The sequence below is a fragment of the Rhizobium sp. CSW-27 genome, from assembly GCF_018760785.1.
Classification (GTDB): Bacteria; Pseudomonadota; Alphaproteobacteria; order Rhizobiales; family Rhizobiaceae; genus Neorhizobium.
Window position 1 is genome coordinate 148,001 of record NZ_JAHHZO010000008.1, and the last position, 14,235, is coordinate 162,235.

13 protein-coding genes and 1 pseudogene are annotated in these 14,235 nt (G+C 64.3%); 8 read left to right on the forward strand and 6 right to left on the reverse strand.

Translation table 11 applies throughout. From position 1 onward, the window contains the following. Positions 1 to 38 precede the first annotated feature (38 nt). The 3 genes and pseudogenes from KLP42_RS16545 to KLP42_RS16555 all read left to right on the forward strand — a co-directional run bounded on the left by KLP42_RS16545 (position 39) and on the right by KLP42_RS16555 (position 2,806). The gene (locus KLP42_RS16545) at positions 39 to 410 is read left to right on the forward strand and encodes a hypothetical protein (protein ID WP_215568056.1); all 372 of its coding nucleotides are present in this window, start codon (positions 39 to 41) and stop codon (positions 408 to 410) included. A 428-nt stretch (positions 411 to 838) separates the two neighbouring features. After that, a pseudogene (locus KLP42_RS16550) lies at positions 839 to 1,264 on the forward strand (MarR family winged helix-turn-helix transcriptional regulator); the annotation flags it as partial. A 159-nt stretch (positions 1,265 to 1,423) separates the two neighbouring features. Then, the gene (locus KLP42_RS16555; RefSeq protein WP_215568058.1) at positions 1,424 to 2,806 is read left to right on the forward strand and encodes a dipeptidase; all 1,383 of its coding nucleotides are present in this window, start codon (positions 1,424 to 1,426) and stop codon (positions 2,804 to 2,806) included. 354 nt (positions 2,807 to 3,160) lie between these two features. Here KLP42_RS16555 and KLP42_RS16560 read toward each other — a convergent pair whose 3' ends face one another. Continuing rightward, positions 3,161 to 3,370, reverse strand: a complete 210-nt coding sequence (locus tag KLP42_RS16560) for a cold-shock protein (RefSeq protein ID WP_215568059.1) — start codon at positions 3,368 to 3,370, stop codon at positions 3,161 to 3,163. Positions 3,371 to 3,874: 504 nt separating this feature from the next. Here KLP42_RS16560 and KLP42_RS16565 point away from each other — a divergent pair. Next, positions 3,875 to 4,357, forward strand: a complete 483-nt coding sequence (locus KLP42_RS16565; protein ID WP_215568060.1) for a YbaK/EbsC family protein — start codon at positions 3,875 to 3,877, stop codon at positions 4,355 to 4,357. Here KLP42_RS16565 and KLP42_RS16570 read toward each other — a convergent pair. Further along, positions 4,351 to 4,704 carry a hypothetical protein gene (locus KLP42_RS16570; RefSeq protein ID WP_215568061.1) on the reverse strand — a complete coding sequence of 118 codons (354 nt, stop codon included), beginning with the start codon at positions 4,702 to 4,704 and terminating at the stop codon, positions 4,351 to 4,353. The genes KLP42_RS16565 and KLP42_RS16570 overlap by 7 nt on opposite strands. A gap of 252 nt (positions 4,705 to 4,956) precedes the next feature. Further along, positions 4,957 to 5,121: a hypothetical protein gene (locus tag KLP42_RS16575; protein WP_215568062.1), complete on the reverse strand. Its 165-nt coding sequence runs from the start codon at positions 5,119 to 5,121 to the stop codon at positions 4,957 to 4,959. Positions 5,122 to 5,718: 597 nt separating this feature from the next. Between KLP42_RS16575 and KLP42_RS16580 the strand changes: the two genes are divergently transcribed. The 3 genes from KLP42_RS16580 to dnaJ all read left to right on the forward strand — a co-directional run bounded on the left by KLP42_RS16580 (position 5,719) and on the right by dnaJ (position 11,556). Next, entirely contained in the window at positions 5,719 to 8,229 is a 2,511-nt protein-coding gene (locus tag KLP42_RS16580; protein WP_215568063.1) for a transglycosylase domain-containing protein, read from the forward strand. 197 nt (positions 8,230 to 8,426) lie between these two features. Continuing rightward, positions 8,427 to 10,328, forward strand: a complete 1,902-nt coding sequence (dnaK, locus tag KLP42_RS16585) for a molecular chaperone DnaK (RefSeq protein WP_215568064.1) — start codon at positions 8,427 to 8,429, stop codon at positions 10,326 to 10,328. An 85-nt stretch (positions 10,329 to 10,413) separates the two neighbouring features. Beyond that, a complete protein-coding gene (dnaJ, locus tag KLP42_RS16590) occupies positions 10,414 to 11,556 on the forward strand; it encodes a molecular chaperone DnaJ (protein WP_215568065.1) in 1,143 nt (380 codons plus the stop codon). Between the two features lie 182 nt (positions 11,557 to 11,738). On the opposite strand, the gene KLP42_RS16595 is transcribed toward dnaJ, so the two are convergent. The 3 genes from KLP42_RS16595 to KLP42_RS16605 all read right to left on the reverse strand — a co-directional run bounded on the left by KLP42_RS16595 (position 11,739) and on the right by KLP42_RS16605 (position 12,920). Continuing rightward, on the reverse strand, positions 11,739 to 12,287 hold the full coding sequence (locus tag KLP42_RS16595) for a DUF924 family protein (protein ID WP_215568066.1): 549 nt from the start codon (positions 12,285 to 12,287) through the stop codon (positions 11,739 to 11,741). A 10-nt stretch (positions 12,288 to 12,297) separates the two neighbouring features. Beyond that, complete coding sequence (locus tag KLP42_RS16600; protein ID WP_215568067.1) at positions 12,298 to 12,519, reverse strand: SlyX family protein; 222 nt, start codon at positions 12,517 to 12,519, stop codon at positions 12,298 to 12,300. Between the two features lie 113 nt (positions 12,520 to 12,632). Then, positions 12,633 to 12,920 carry a hypothetical protein gene (locus KLP42_RS16605; protein WP_215568068.1) on the reverse strand — a complete coding sequence of 96 codons (288 nt, stop codon included), beginning with the start codon at positions 12,918 to 12,920 and terminating at the stop codon, positions 12,633 to 12,635. A 192-nt stretch (positions 12,921 to 13,112) separates the two neighbouring features. On the opposite strand from KLP42_RS16605, the gene recF reads away from it, so the two are divergent. Next, a complete protein-coding gene (gene recF, locus KLP42_RS16610) occupies positions 13,113 to 14,234 on the forward strand; it encodes a DNA replication/repair protein RecF (RefSeq protein ID WP_215568069.1) in 1,122 nt (373 codons plus the stop codon). Position 14,235: the final 1 nt, after the last annotated feature.

Below are 14,235 nucleotides of genomic sequence, written 5' to 3' on the forward strand. Positions count from 1 at the left end.
ATAAAAAAGGACCAGTCCCCGCGCCGGAACCCAAGCCCATGACGCCACGCGATATTGCCGCCGCCTATGCCACACCCGCCGCCCTTGCCCTCCTTGTCGGCCTGCTGTGCCGCTGGGAAGGCGATTCCGGAGCCATGACCTTTCACAAGATACTGATCGCCCTTCTCTTTCCCCTGGCGCTGAAGGGGCTTCGCAGCTGCTTTTCCGGCGATGACGACAAGGCGCGCAACTGGGTGAGCGAGGTGGAGTACCAGATCCTTTCCGCGATCCTGACGGGCGCCTTCTTCGTGCTGATCGTCACGCCGGAGGCCGCGGCCGACCCGCTGCGCCAGGTTCTGATGTTTGCCATCTTCATCCTGCTGGCGGCACCGCTGCAGATCCTGCTGACCTGGCGAAGCCGGCGCGGCTGACCGGGTTCTTTCTCTGACGCGCCCCTCACCGCAACGTGACCGGGCCGTCATGCCGGCTTCCCTTGAAAAGCCGCAATGTGACAGCCATCTCTCAGGCACGGCACTGATCACGCCGCCGTCTGATTGCAGGCTTGTCCCCCGCCGCGTCAGACCGGACAAAGGCCTTATCCCCCTCTCCGGGCCTTTGTCCTCCCATAATCCGCCACGGCCATCCCCCTCTGGCCGTGGCGGTTTGCGTTGGGGCCGGGCGTTTTCCTGGCGCAGCCCCTCTGTTGCCAAGCCCGCCGGCAAAGAATATCCTGCTATATACCCTGTATCTGCTGCAGATCCCGGTGCTTCCGGGGATGCCCTGCCCGCTCCCGTTCTCGCGCTCCGGCAGGGGTCCATCGGTCGCATCGGCAACAGCAGGGTGAAAGGCTGTCGGTTGCATGGGCTTCGAGCGCGCGGATTCGGCACTGTATCTGGCCAGCCAGCTGGCCAAGGGTCTGTCGCGTGCCCTGCAGAGGCGCGCTGCCAGTCTCGGTTTCTCGCCCGGTCAGTTTCCTGTGCTTCTGGCGCTGTGGCAGGAGGATGGGCTGACCCAGCGCCAGCTTCTCGACCGGCTGGACATCGAGCAGGCGACGCTTGCCAATACACTCGCCCGCATGGAGCGCGACGGACTGGTCGCACGAAGCCCCCATCCGGCCGACCGGCGCGCCCAGATCGTGCGGCTGACGCCGCACGGCCGCGCGCTGGAGGCGACGGCGACCGATGCTGCCGCCTGCGCCGATGACGAGATCTTTTCAGGCTTCCGCCGCTTCGAGCGCGAACTGCTGCTGGAATACATGCGCATGGCGATCGCCAATGCCCGGCGCATGGACCGGGCGCCGGATGACGGTCGGGACAAGGGCGTCGGCAGGCAGCCTGCGGAGACGGCACAGGCTGACAAAGCGGCCGCCGGTGGTTCCCTCGGGGCGGAATAACCGCTAACCTGACGGCCTTCGCATTTTCCTCCCCGCAAGGCAGTCTTCGCAATGACCGATCTCTCCTCCGTTCTCGCCCGGGCCGACAGCAACCTTCCCGCCAGCCTGGAGCGGCTGTTCGACCTGGTGCGCATTCCCTCCATCTCGACCGATCCCGCCTACAGGGCCGATTGCCGCAAGGCCGCCGAATGGCTTGTGGCTGCGCTGACCGAACTGGGCTTCGATGCCTCGGTGCGCGACACCCCCGGCCATCCGATGGTGGTGGCGCATCACGCGGCCGGCCGCGCCGATGCGCCGCATGTGCTGTTCTACGGCCATTACGACGTACAGCCCGTCGATCCGCTGGATCTGTGGGAAAGCGACCCCTTCGACCCGAAGATCAAGGACCTCGGCAACGGTCGCAAGGTGGTGACCGGCCGCGGCACCTCCGACGACAAGGGCCAGTTGCTGACCTTCGTGGAGGCCTGCCGCGCCTACAAGGACGTCAACGGCGCACTGCCGGTCAAGATCACCATCCTGTTCGAGGGCGAGGAGGAATCCGGCTCGCCCTCGCTGAAGCCCTTCCTGGAGGCCAACCGGGAAGAACTGAAGGCCGAATATGCACTGGTCTGCGACACCAGCATGTGGGACGGGGAAACGCCGGCAATCGCTGCGACCCTGCGCGGGCTGGTCGGCGAGGAACTGACGATCACCGCCGCCGACCGCGACCTGCATTCCGGCCTGTTCGGCGGGGCGGCCGCCAATCCGATCCACATCCTGGCCGATATCCTGGCGGGCCTGCGTGACGAGACCGGCCGCGTGACGCTGGAGGGCTTCTATGATGGCGTCGAGGAAACGCCGGAAAACATCAGGGCCAGCTGGGCGACGCTCGGACGCGACGCGAAGAGCTTCCTCGGCGAGGTGGGTCTGTCGGAACCCTCCGGCGAAAAGGGGCGCTCCGTGCTGGAACTGACCTGGGCACGCCCGACCTGCGAGGTGAACGGCATCTGGGGCGGCTATACCGGCGAAGGCTTCAAGACGGTGATTGCAGCCAAGGCGTCCGCCAAGGTCTCGTTCCGCCTTGTCGGCACGCAGGACCCGTCCAGGATCCGCGAGAGCTTCCGCGCCTATGTGCGCTCGAAGCTGCCGGCCGACTGCCGCGTCGACTTCCACGAGCACGGCGCCTCGCCCGCCATCCAGCTGGCCTATGATTCGCCCGTGCTGACCAAGGCAAAGACGGCGCTTTCCGATGAATGGCCGAAGCCTGCCGTCGTCGTCGGCATGGGTGGCTCGATCCCGATCGTCGGCGATTTCCAGACCTATCTCGGCATGGATTCGCTGCTGGTCGGCTACGGCCTGATCGACGACCGCATCCATTCGCCCAACGAGAAGTACGATCTCACCTCGTTCCACAAGGGCATCCGCTCCTGGATCCGCATCCTGGACGCCCTCTGATTCGCGGTAAAGCAAAAGGGCCTCCCGCTGCAATGCAGACGGGAGGCCCTGAAAAGCAAAAAGGCCGGGAGCAACCCGACCTTTCCTTCCCGTTCCAGTCCTGCCAGTACATCCGTGGTCAGCCACGAAACGGGGTGGCATGTCGATCGCGACGGTCTGAACCGCCGCTGATGTCTCATCGTCTCTCGCTTCGGTTAATATCCGGTAAAGATATTCGCCTCTGCTGATGGACGGTGCAGCCTGCTGCTGCCGACATCGATCATCACGCCGCTTGATCCTGAAATGGGAATGGCGCCCCGCGATTGCAAGGGCGCCATCCAGAATTCTCGCAAAAATGCCGATAAGGAGGCCTGATCAGGCAGCCTTGAGGTGGTCGGCAGAAACGCGGCCCGAACGCTTGTCGGTGACCAGTTCGTAGGCGATCTTCTGACCGTCCTTGAGGCCGGACATGCCAGCGCGCTCGACGGCGGAGATGTGCACGAAAACGTCCTGGGCGCCGTCATCCGGCTGGATGAAGCCAAAACCCTTGGTGGCGTTGAACCACTTTACAGTACCAGTAGCCATTACGAAGTCCTTTCGCTCGCAACGTTGACTTGCCCCTCGCGAGAACGCGAAGAGCGCGGAATGTCGAATTTGCAGGAAAGGTCTCTTGCGCCGTCAGCGCGTCGTGCCGCTCGTCAAACAAATATCGATGCGCCTCAGGTAACGTCGGCAGGGGTGCAGTGTCAAGACCGCAGGGCGCGACATGATTGCCGCCGCGGACGCAACGGACCCGCCCCGGCACGTCGAAAGGCCCGGAATTCCTGCTGTATGACGAATGCCTGAAATGAAAGAAGCCTGGCGCGGGAGGAGGAGCGCCAGGCTTCTGAAACTGACCGGCAACCGGGAGGAGGAGGTGTTGCCAGTCCCATCAAACGACGTTGGGAGGAGGAGGTCGCCGTTCGATGATTGGAGAATACTCCATCCCCGATTAAAAAACAGCCAACATATCGCAGTGCAGCATTGCATTTTTCGCATATCTTCGGCGGACCGCTTGCCCCGCTTTCGCCATACCGCTAGGCTGCGCGCATGAGCCTGCAATCCGTCAAAGACTTCTTCGCCACCCACGCTGCGGACATTTCCGTCATCGAGACCGAGCAAAGCTCCGCCACCGTGGCACTCGCCGCCGAGGCGCATGGCGTCGATCCGGACCAGATCGCCAAGACGATCTGCCTTCGTGCCGGCGACAGCGTCATCCTCATCGTGGCGTCCGGCACAAGCCGGCTGGACAATCGCAAGTTCCGCGACCGGTTCGGCACCAAGCCGCGCATGCTGGGTGCCGAGGAAGTGGTCGAGCAGACCAGCCACCCGGTGGGCGGCGTCTGCCCCTTCGGACTGCCGCAGCCGCTGCCGATCTACCTCGACGCATCGCTGCAGCGCCATGCGCAGGTGGTTCCCGCCGCCGGGGCCATCAATGCCGCAGTCCGCATCACGCCGGAACGCATGGCCGACCTGGTCGCGGGAACCTGGGTTGATGTCTGCCAGCCCCCCGCCGACGCGCCCGCTCAGTAATAGCGGCGATACCAGGCCTGCTTCTGCTCCAGTGACGTGGAAGCCACCAGATAGCCGATGGCGAAGCCGATCCCGCCGATCAGCGTCATCAGCGTGGTGGCCGTTGCCGGATGTTCGCGGATGGCGCCTGCGACCGAAGCGGTTTCCTCATGCACATAGGCTGCCGCGGTGCCGGCACGTTCGCGCATCACCTCATAGGTTTCCGCGCTGAATTCGGAGAGCTTGTCGCGGATGCTCGCCACTTCGGCCTGCAGGGCCGACAGTTCGGCGCGCACAGCCGCACTCGATTCATCACCTGCGCGCCCGGCGTGGGCCTGGGCCTGGTTCATGCCTTCGGAATCTGCCATGGAAATCTCCTTGCTTGCGACCGCTCCTGGAAACGGAGGGTGCTGATGGTCCGCAGACCAATCAACGGCAAAGAAGGCGTTCGGTTCCGCCGGCGCGACACCGGCGCTTCTGGCAGGGTCAGGATCGGGACATCACGCAACGGCAGGACGCGCGCCAGACAGACGCGCATCTAATGCCGAAAAACAGCCGGTCGCCGCCGGCCGGGAGAGACTCAGGCCGCGCGAAAAACGCATCCGCGACAGCGGCAGGCATCAGCGCGCCTGCGCCAGGGCTTCCGCCAGCGAGGCCAGGGCCTCCTTCTCGCTCATGCCCTTCTGCAGCGAATTGACGAGAATCAGCGCCAATGCCTCGCCATCCGGGCTTGCCTTGCTGATCTGGTGCTGCGCACAAGCGGCATCGAACACCTGCTGAAGCAAGGACAGCTGCTCTGGATTGACAGGACGCCGAACAACCTGTGCATGCATTGCAACCTCCATTCCGAACGGCCATCATGCCGTCCAACCCGAGACACCGCATCCTTTCGCGTGAAAACTTCGCCGCTCAACGCCGGACGGAAAGGTCGGTTCCGAGCCTCGCTCCCGAAACACCGATACCGTCGAAGCCTAAAACCCATCGGCTAAGTTACAGTCGGTGAAGTTGTATGACCTGCCGCTAAATTTGCAACTACCATTATTCACCCGTGAGTTAGTATATACTCATTTTGACATATTTTTGGCGCGGTTCAACGTCGCGGCGCGATGCGGCTGCGCAGACGGCTTCCCGTCATGGTAGCACTGCGCCACACCGGGGCAATGGGCCTGCATGACCGCAGCCGCAGCGGCGGGCGGGATGCTTAACTTCCCCTTAAATCGCCGTATTTACAGTGCAACGAGCCCTTGAGAGTGCAGGCAGGTCCAGCAGGTCGGTCCCGCAGGCACCTCCTCCATCCATCGATCCGCGCGGCCGGGCCGTGCCTGGAAGTCCGGCGCGCCGGCAGGTCTGAACGAGAGAGAACGGGAGCACGGCCACAGCACATGGCATTGGGCAAGAAACCCCGCAACCGCGTCGAGCCTTCCTTTGGCGACGAAGAGCCGCAGGACGGCCTCCGCCTCGAGGCAGAGGACCGGATCGTCGGCAACGGCCATCGCAGGAAGGCGAAGGCCGTCCCATCCGATACGGACGACGACGAGGACGAGGACAGACCGCCGCGCAAGGCGGCGCGGGCGCGACGCAGCCGGCGTGAACGGCGCGGCCTGTTCGGCACCATCCGCGCGCTGATCTACTGGTGTCTGGTGCTTGGTGTCTGGGGCGCGATCGGCGTTGGCGGCCTCGTCGCCTATTATGCATCGCAGATGCCGTCCGCCAGCACCTGGTCGATCCCCGACCGGCCGCCCAATGTCAAGATCACGGCGCTCGACGGCACGCTGATGGCCAATCGCGGCGTGACCGGCGGCGAGGCGCTGGCGCTGGAGGAGATGTCGCCCTTCCTGCCGCAGGCGGTGATCTCCATCGAGGACCGGCGCTTCTATTCGCATTTCGGCGTCGACCCCTTCGGCCTTGCCCGCGCCTTCGTCAACAACCTGACCGGCCAGAGCATCCAGGGCGGCTCGACCATCACCCAGCAGCTGGCCAAGAACCTGTTCCTGTCGCCCGACCGCACCTTCGAGCGCAAGATTCAGGAGGTGCTGCTGGCGCTGTGGCTGGAGCACAAGTTCACCAAGGACCAGATTCTCGCCATGTATCTGAACCGCATGTATTTCGGTTCGAATGCCTATGGCGTGGAGGCCGCCTCACAACGCTATTTCCACAAGTCGGCGCGCGATGTGAACCTGGCGGAGGCGGCAACGCTGGCGGGCCTTCTGAAGGCCCCGACCCGTCTTTCGCCGGCCCGCGACCCGAAGGCGGCCGAAGCCCGTGCCCAGGTCGTTCTCGCCACCATGCGCGAGGAAGGCTACATCACCGAGGACGAGGTGAAGACGGCAATGTCGCAGCCGCCGGCCAAGGCGCGCAGCTACTGGAGCGGCGCCGAGCACTATGCGGCCGACATGGTGATGGACGAGGTGAAGTCGCTGATCGGCGAGGTGAAAAGCGACATCACCGTCGAGACCACCATCGACCTGCGACTGGAAAAGGAAGCCGACAAGGCAATGAACGATGTGCTGAAGAAGGACGGCGCCAAGCTCAACGCCTCGCAGGTGGCGCTTGTCTCGGTGGATGCCACCGGGGCGGTCCGCGCCCTGGTCGGCGGGCGCGACTATGCGGAAAGCCAGTTCAACCGTGCCTTCAAGGCCAAGCGCCAGCCGGGCTCCGCCTTCAAGCCCTTCGTCTATGCCGCCGCCCTGGAAGCCGGCTACACGCCCGACACGGTGATGGTCGACGGACCGGTGAAGATCGGCAACTGGACGCCGGAGAACTACGAGCAGAAATACAGCGGCAATGTCACGCTGACGACGGCGCTCGCCCATTCGCTGAACACGATTGCCGCCCAGCTCGTCGTGCAGCTCGGGCCCGAAACGGTCATCCGCATGGCGCACCGGCTCGGCATCGAATCGGAGCTGCAGCCGAATGCCTCGATCGCGCTCGGCACCTCGGAAGTCTCGCTGCTGGAACTGACGGCGGCCTATGCGCCCTTCATGAATGGCGGCTACAAGGCAACGCCGCATACGGTCAGCCGCATTCTCGATGCCGATGGAAAGGTGCTCTACGAGGCCGATTATTCCAGCCCGCCCAAGGTGCTGAGCGATCAGGTCGTTGCCACCATGAACGGCATGCTGAGCCATGTGCTGACCGAAGGCACCGGAAAGGCCGCCAGGCTTGCCAACTGGGAAGCCGCAGGCAAGACCGGCACCACCCAGTCCTTCCGCGACGCTCTGTTCGTCGGTTATACCAGCACGCTGACCACCGGCGTCTGGTTCGGCAACGACGATGGCACCTCAATGAAGAAGGTGACGGGCGGCGGCCTGCCGGCAAAGGCGTGGAAGGAATACATGACGGCCGCGCTCAAGGGCTACAGCCCGACGCCGCTGTTCGGTGTCGGCATCCAGCCTGCCCTGCCGCAGACGGAGCAGCCGGCCTCCGGCAACCTGTCGCTCAGCGATCTCATCTCGGGGGTTCTGCCGGGCAATGCGAAGGATCTGTATCCGCCTGCACCACCGGCGCCGGATGCGGAAAACGCGCCCACTGTGACCTCCGCACCGGTTACGCCCGCAGAGACCGCGGCTCCCCAGGCAGGCCTTCCCCGGACCGATGTTGCTCCGGCAAACGCCCAGCCATCCCGGCAGTCCGCAGGCACGCCGCGACAGGAGGCGGTTGCGCCTGCGGCGGCTCCCGCTGCCGTGCGTCCCGGCGACATGCGTCGTCTGGCGCCGCAAACGCAGACGGAGCCGGTGCGCGATTACCGCGACTACCGTGGCCCCTTCGATGGCCCCGTGCCACCGGCCAATGTCGGTGGCGGCGGACCTGTTCCGCCCGCCGAGGTGGGCGCCGGCCGCAACGGCCAGCCCCCCCGTCACACAACGCTTTTCGACATCATCATGGGCCAGTGAGACAGCCGCACGAAGCCTCCGTCAAAGGCTTATTTTTGCTCGCCTGTCGGCTGCTTCTCGCCTTGCAGTCGGAAAATCCGGTCCTTATATACGCCGCATGAAAGCAGCGTCATGCTGCAAAACCATCCCAGTCGAGGAGCTGTCAGCGGAATGCCTTTGAGGGGGTTCCGACAGTTCGCTTAAAGGAGAGAGAAGAAATGGCAAAAGTAATTGGCATCGACCTTGGTACCACCAATTCCTGCGTCGCCATCATGGATGGCAAGGACGCAAAGGTCATCGAAAATGCCGAAGGTGCGCGCACCACGCCGTCGATGGTCGCCTTCACGGATGATGGCGAGCGCCTTGTCGGCCAGCCGGCAAAGCGCCAGGCCGTGACCAACCCGACCAACACGCTGTTCGCCGTCAAGCGCCTGATCGGCCGCCGCTTCGACGACCCGACCGTGGAAAAGGACAAGGGTCTGGTTCCTTACGAAATCTCCCGCGGCGACAATGGCGATGCCTGGGTGAAGGCAAACGGCAAGGGCTACTCCCCCTCGCAGATCTCCGCCATGATCCTGCAGAAGATGAAGGAAACGGCAGAAGCCTATCTCGGCGAAAAGGTCGAAAAGGCCGTCATCACCGTTCCGGCCTACTTCAACGACGCCCAGCGCCAGGCCACCAAGGATGCCGGCCGCATCGCGGGTCTTGAAGTTCTGCGCATCATCAACGAGCCGACCGCTGCCGCTCTCGCCTACGGCCTCGACAAGAAGGACGGCAAGACGATCGCCGTCTACGACCTGGGCGGCGGTACCTTCGATATTTCGGTTCTGGAAATCGGCGACGGCGTCTTCGAAGTGAAGTCGACCAATGGCGACACCTTCCTCGGCGGTGAAGACTTCGACATGCGCCTCGTCGAATATCTCGCCTCCGAGTTCAAGAAGGACCAGGGCATCGACCTGAAGGGCGACAAGCTCGCGCTGCAGCGCCTGAAGGAAGCCGCCGAAAAGGCCAAGATCGAGCTGTCGTCCTCGCAGCAGACCGAAATCAACCTGCCGTTCATCACGGCGGATGCCTCCGGTCCGAAGCACCTTACGATGAAGCTGACCCGCGCCAAGTTCGAAAGCCTGGTCGACGATCTCGTCCAGCGCACCATCGCGCCCTGCAAGGCAGCGCTGAAGGATGCCGGCGTCACCGCAGCCGAAATCGACGAAGTGGTTCTCGTCGGCGGCATGAGCCGCATGCCGAAGGTTCAGGAAGTCGTCAAGCAGCTGTTCGGCAAGGAGCCGCACAAGGGGGTCAACCCGGATGAAGTCGTCGCGCTTGGCGCGGCCATCCAGGGCGGCGTCCTGCAGGGCGACGTCAAGGACGTGCTGCTGCTCGATGTAACCCCGCTGTCGCTCGGCATCGAGACGCTCGGCGGCGTCTTCACCCGTCTGATCGATCGCAACACGACGATCCCGACCAAGAAGAGCCAGGTCTTCTCGACCGCCGAGGACAACCAGCAGGCCGTGACGATCCGCGTCTCGCAGGGCGAGCGCGAAATGGCCGCCGACAACAAGCTGCTCGGCCAGTTCGACCTCGTGGGTCTGCCGCCGGCACCGCGTGGCGTTCCGCAGATCGAAGTGACCTTCGATATCGACGCCAACGGCATCGTGCAGGTTTCGGCAAAGGACAAGGGTACCGGCAAGGAACAGCAGATCCGCATCCAGGCTTCCGGCGGTCTCTCCGACGCCGACATCGAGAAGATGGTGAAGGACGCCGAGGCGCATGCGGAAGAGGACAAGAAGCGTCGTGCGGCCGTGGAAGCCAAGAACCAGGCCGAAAGCCTTGTCCATTCCACGGAGAAGTCGCTGAAGGAATATGGCGACAAGGTTTCCGAGACCGACCGCAAGGCGATCGAGGATGCCATTGCCAGCCTCAAGACGGCCATCGAGGCCTCCGAGCCGAACGCCGACGACATCCAGGCCAAGACGCAGACGCTGATGGAAGTCTCCATGAAGCTCGGCCAGGCTATCTACGAGGCACAGCAGGCGGAAGCCGGTGCCGAGGGTGGCAAGGCGGAAGACGGCGTGGTGGATGCCGACTACGAGGAAATCAAGGACGACAAGAAGTCGGCCTGACGGTCCGACGGGTGTTTCAACTGTAATCGCGTGACTATCCGGCTGCCCCTGTGCAGCCGGAACCCTTTCGGGAGCCGTTACCTCCATGGCAAAAGCTGACTATTACGAAACGCTGGGTGTCGGCAGATCGGCTGACGAGAAGGAGCTGAAGAGCGCCTTCCGCAAGCTCGCGATGAAATATCACCCGGACAAGAATCCGGGCGATGCGGAAGCCGAGAAGAAGTTCAAGGAGATCAACGAGGCCTACGAGACCTTGAAGGATCCCCAGAAGCGGGCGGCCTATGACCGCTTCGGCCACGCTGCCTTCGAACAGGGCGGCATGGGCGGCGGCGGTTTCGGCGGCGGCCAGGGCGGCTTCGGCGGCGCCGGTGGCTTCTCCGACATCTTCGAAGACATTTTTGGCGAGATGATGGGTGGCGGCCGTGCCCGCCGCTCCTCCGGCGGTCGCGAACGCGGCGCCGATCTTCGCTACAACATGGAAATCTCGCTGGAAGAAGCCTACGCCGGCAAGACCGCGCAGATCCGCGTGCCGACGGCCGTGACCTGCGATGTCTGCTCCGGGTCGGGCGCCAAACCCGGCACGCAGCCGAAGACCTGCGGCACCTGCCAGGGCTCCGGCCGGGTTCGGGCAAGCCAGGGCTTTTTCTCGGTCGAGCGCACCTGTCCGACATGTCACGGCCGCGGCCAGATCATTCCCGATCCCTGCACGAAGTGCCACGGCCAGGGCCGCGTGACGGAAGAGCGCTCGCTCTCGGTCAACATTCCGTCGGGCATCGAGGACGGAACGCGCATCCGCCTGCAGGGCGAGGGCGAGGCCGGCGCACGCGGCGGCCCGTCGGGTGATCTCTACATCTTCCTGTCGGTGAAACCGCACCAGTTCTTCCAGCGCGACGGGGCGGATCTCTACTGCACCGTGCCGATCTCCATGACGACGGCAGCCCTCGGTGGCACCTTCGATGTGGCGACGCTCGATGGCACGAAATCGCGCGTGACGGTTCCGGAAGGCACGCAGCCCGGCAAGCAGTTCCGCCTGAAGGGCAAGGGCATGCCGGTTCTACGCTCTTCGCAGACGGGGGATCTTTACATCCAGATCCAGATCGAGACACCGCAGAAGCTGACCAAGCGCCAGCGCGAACTGCTGCAGGAATTCGAGGAGATCTCGTCGAAGGAGAACAATCCGGAATCCACCGGCTTCTTTGCCCGGATGAAGGAATTCTTCGAAGGCTGAGCTGCGCCGGCCCAGCCGGCACAGCGCTGCGGTGAAGCGATGTGAACAGCGAATGCCCCGGTCGAAGCACGCGGCTGGCGCCGACGGCCCGCAGCGCATCCCCGGCATCCGGGGGCGTATCGTGATCTCGCCGGTGCGGCTCTGAGAGCCGCCCGGCAAGATCCCAGCGCCCCGGCCCTCTCCTATCCCGAAAATCCGCCGTTATCGAGGAAGGCCTGCTCCTGCCCGGTCGTTTCGCGCAGCAGGATCCTGTTGCGATGCGGGAAGCGGCCGAACCGTTCGATGATGTCATGGTGCTCGAGGGCATGCTTCAGTATGGCCTCGCCAAGCGGCGCGCAGAGACGGCAGCAGAGCTGCTGGTCGGCAAGATCCTCGGAATGCATGAAGGGCAGATAGAAAAATACCCTCAACGCCGGATCGACACGGGCATCGAAGCCCGCATCGAGAGCGATCCGCGCGGCATGACGGGCCAGGGCGTCGGTCGCATACATGTGCGCCGTGCCCCGGAAGCAGTTGCGGGGAAACTGGTCGAGAAGCAGGATCAGCGCCAGGCTGCTGTCCGGCGCGGCAAGCCAGTCGTCCAGATCCCGCCGGGCAGCGGCGAAATGCAGGTCGCGGAACCGGTCGTGGAAGGCTGCATCGAACGATGCATCCTTGTCGAACCATTTGTCCGGGCCGGCATCCCGCCAGAAACGCAGCACATCCCCGGCCTCAGCATGCGGTGCCGTCATCGCGCCTCGCTCAGTAATGCGGTGGCCGGGTGATGGCAGGCGCCTCGAGCGAGGACTCTTCCAGCGAGAGGAAGCGTTCCGTCAGCCGGTCGAGCTTGAGACGCGTCTGTTCGGTCACCTTCCATTGCTCGGCAAGCTGTTCGGAAAGCTCGTCGATCGTCTTCGTCTGGTAGGCGACGATCTCTTCGAGCTTGGTGATGCGATCGAGGTCGGAAAGCGTGTTTTCGGTCATGCTCTCTCTCCTATCCGAGCGGTCATTGGCTGAAAAGATCTGTATTGCCCCGCCGCGATTTCAAGCGTGGCCACGAGGGTCGGACGTTGCGACCCTCAATCAACCACCTGCGATCAGCGCAGCTCCTTCTTGCGCTTGTAGGGCATCAACATGACAGCCGATGCAGTGACGGCGCCGGCAAAGGTGAAGGACAGCGGCGTCGCCAGGATGAAGAAGACCAGAAACGGATGGCGGGAGCGCGCGATCCGCGTGCCGAGATCGCCGAGATCGAAGGCGATCATGGCAATCGCGATGCAAAGGCCGAGCGCGAAGCCGAACAGCGCGTTTGCGGCCAGGAAGCGCAGCATGTGCCAGTGGTCGGCGCGTGCTTCTTCGGGTGTGAGTTCCTCGTGCATGCTCATGGACCGCCCTCCTCTCGGGTCGATGAACTTCAGGCAAGTCTAACATGATTTGCCGCCGCGCGTTCCATGGATTTTTTCAAGGCGGCGCACCGTCTTGTCCGGCACCGCAAAACACCGCGGATTTCGGTCGCGATGCTTGCCTTGACGGGCCTGAAGGTCTAGCTCCCTTCCTCGTGCAACACCGAAGGCATCATGGCTGAAAAGACCTTCCTGACACGACTGACGCTGACCGACTTCCGCAACTATGCGGAAGCCTCGCTCCGGCTCGACCAGCGGCATGTGGTGCTGACCGGCGACAACGGCTCCGGCAAGACCAATCTGCTGGAAGCGGTCTCCTTTCTGTCGCCCGGCCGCGGCCTGCGCCGTGCGGTGCTTTCCGATGTCACGCGCGTCGGCGCCAGCGGAGGTTTTTCCGTCTTTGCCGAAGTCTGCGGCCGCGAGGGCGAGGTATCGATCGGTACCGGCATCGAGGCGGGCGAGGAGGCGACCAGCCGGAGGCTGCGCCTTAACGGCACGTCTGCCCGCTCGGTGGAGGAACTGACCGATCACCTCAGCGTGCTGTGGCTGACCCCTTCGATGGACGGGCTGTTCACCGGGGCTTCCGCCGATCGCCGGCGCTTTCTCGACCGGCTGGTGCTGTCGCTCGATCCCGCTCACGGACGGCGCGCCGCAGATTACGAACGGGCCATGCGCAGCCGCAACCGGCTTCTTTCGGAAGGTCGCTTCGACCCCGCCTGGCTGTCCGGCATCGAGGTGCAGATGGCCGAGCTCGGCATTGCCATAGCCGCCGCCCGCAGCGAGATGCTGGGCCTGCTGGCCGCCCTGATCGCCCGCAGCAGCGCCACCCCTTTCCCCTCGCCCGAGCTTTCGCTGTCCGGCTTCATGGATGATGAGGCGGGCCGTCCCTTTGCCGAACTGGAGGAGGAATTCCTCACCGCCCTGCGCGACAGCCGCCACCGTGACGCTGCCGCCGGCCGCACGCTGACGGGCCCGCATCGCACCGATCTTCTCGTGCGCCACCGGGAAAAGGACATGGAGGCCGAGCGCTGCTCGACGGGCGAGCAGAAGGCACTGCTTGTCGGTCTGGTTCTGGCGCATGCCCGGTTGACCGCCGACATGACCGGCCATGCGCCGGTGCTGCTGCTGGACGAAATCGCCGCCCATCTGGACGAGGGACGCCGCGCCGCGCTGTTCGATCTGGTCGACGGACTTGGCGGCCAGGCCTTCATGACCGGTACCGACCGCGCCATGTTTGCAGCGCTCGGCGACCGGGCGCAGTTCTTCACCGTGCATCAGGGAGCGGTCCTGTCGTGAC

Bases quoted from the DNA above. Each gene is read 5' to 3' on its own strand.
- KLP42_RS16560 (WP_215568059.1), bottom strand. From the start codon at position 3,370: ATGGCTACTGGTACTGTAAAGTGGTTCAACGCCACCAAGGGTTTTGGC.
- KLP42_RS16600 (WP_215568067.1), bottom strand. From the start codon at position 12,519: ATGACCGAAAACACGCTTTCCGACCTCGATCGCATCACCAAGCTCGAA.
- KLP42_RS16545 (WP_215568056.1), top strand. From the start codon at position 39: ATGACGCCACGCGATATTGCCGCCGCCTATGCCACACCCGCCGCCCTT.
- KLP42_RS16605 (WP_215568068.1), bottom strand. From the start codon at position 12,920: ATGAGCATGCACGAGGAACTCACACCCGAAGAAGCACGCGCCGACCAC.
- KLP42_RS16565 (WP_215568060.1), top strand. From the start codon at position 3,875: ATGAGCCTGCAATCCGTCAAAGACTTCTTCGCCACCCACGCTGCGGAC.
- KLP42_RS16555 (WP_215568058.1), top strand. From the start codon at position 1,424: ATGACCGATCTCTCCTCCGTTCTCGCCCGGGCCGACAGCAACCTTCCC.
- KLP42_RS16580 (WP_215568063.1), top strand. From the start codon at position 5,719: ATGGCATTGGGCAAGAAACCCCGCAACCGCGTCGAGCCTTCCTTTGGC.
- dnaJ (WP_215568065.1), top strand. From the start codon at position 10,414: ATGGCAAAAGCTGACTATTACGAAACGCTGGGTGTCGGCAGATCGGCT.
- KLP42_RS16595 (WP_215568066.1), bottom strand. From the start codon at position 12,287: ATGACGGCACCGCATGCTGAGGCCGGGGATGTGCTGCGTTTCTGGCGG.
- KLP42_RS16570 (WP_215568061.1), bottom strand. From the start codon at position 4,704: ATGGCAGATTCCGAAGGCATGAACCAGGCCCAGGCCCACGCCGGGCGC.
- recF (WP_215568069.1), top strand. From the start codon at position 13,113: ATGGCTGAAAAGACCTTCCTGACACGACTGACGCTGACCGACTTCCGC.
- dnaK (WP_215568064.1), top strand. From the start codon at position 8,427: ATGGCAAAAGTAATTGGCATCGACCTTGGTACCACCAATTCCTGCGTC.